The sequence below is a fragment of the Vibrio sp. Vb1554 genome (assembly GCF_033344235.1).
On the sequence record NZ_JAWPOJ010000259.1, the window covers coordinates 1 to 1,246 of the forward strand.

Below are 1,246 nucleotides of genomic sequence, written 5' to 3' on the forward strand. Positions count from 1 at the left end.
CACTCAACAATTGGCATATTTTCGCGCGAGATTGATCGGTGTTACAAAAATGTAAACGCCTGTTTGATTTTTTGGTTTTCCGGACGTAGTCTGGTCAGACCATGATAATAAAAATGGATGTTTAGTGATGTCTGCCATGTACCCTAATTTATTAAAACCACTGGACTTAGGTTGTACACAATTACGAAACCGAGTCCTGATGGGATCAATGCACACAGGTCTAGAAGAGCACAAGGAAGGATTGCAAAAGCTCGCCGCGTTTTATGAAGAGCGCGCGAAAGGTGGCGTCGGGCTTATCGTGACCGGCGGTTTTTCACCGAATTTACGCGGTCGTTTGCACCCGTTAAGTGCGGAGTTTAGTAAGCCAAAACACGCAAAGGCGCACCGAGTAGTTACCGATGCCGTGCACAAGCATGGTGGCAAAATTGCACTACAGATTTTACATGCTGGGCGTTACGCGATGCACCCGTTTGCGCAGAGCGCCTCTGGCATTAAAGCGCCGATCGCGAAGTTTGCGCCGAGTGAAATGAGCGAGCGTCAGATCAAAAAGACCATCGATGCATTTGCCAACAGCGCTGAACTCGCTCAACTTGCCGGTTATGACGGCGTGGAATTAATGGGCTCAGAAGGTTATTTGATCAATCAGTTCCTTTGTAAGCGCACCAATATGCGATATGACGATTGGGGAGGCAGTTACAAAAAACGCATGCGCTTCCCGTTGGAGATAGTGAAAGCTGTACGTAAAGCGGTGGGTGAGAAGTTAAGCATCATTTTCCGTCTTTCGATGCTGGATCTCGTCGAGCAGGGCAGCACGTTTGAAGACGTTATCCTACTCGCCAAAGCGCTTGAAGATGCGGGCGTGACCATTATCAATACTGGCATTGGCTGGCACGAAGCGCGCATTCCGACCATCGCTACCCAAGTACCGCGCGGTGCATTTACTTGGGTTACCGAGAAGGTGAAACCGCACGTTTCTGTGCCAATTGTCACCTGTAACCGAATTAACACTCCTGATGAAGCAGAGCGAATCCTTGCTTCTGGTCAGGCGGATATGGTGTCAATGGCTCGCCCGTTCTTGGCGGATCCATACTTTGTCGCGAAGGCAGAACAAGAGAAAGCGCAGTTTATTAATACGTGTATCGGCTGCAACCAAGCGTGTCTGGACAACGTATTTAAAGGTAAGCGCGCTAGCTGTCTGGTTAATCCACTTGCTTGTTACGAAACAGAAATTGTAGTTGAACCAACG

1 protein-coding gene is annotated in these 1,246 nt (G+C 48.7%); it reads left to right on the forward strand.

Going from position 1 to position 1,246, the window contains the following annotated elements; translation table 11 throughout:
* Positions 1-127: 127 nt before the first annotated feature.
* The coding region (locus tag R8N28_RS25485) for a 2,4-dienoyl-CoA reductase FMN-binding domain-containing protein (protein WP_318183692.1) at positions 128-1,246 on the forward strand (1,119 nt) is incomplete at its 3' end.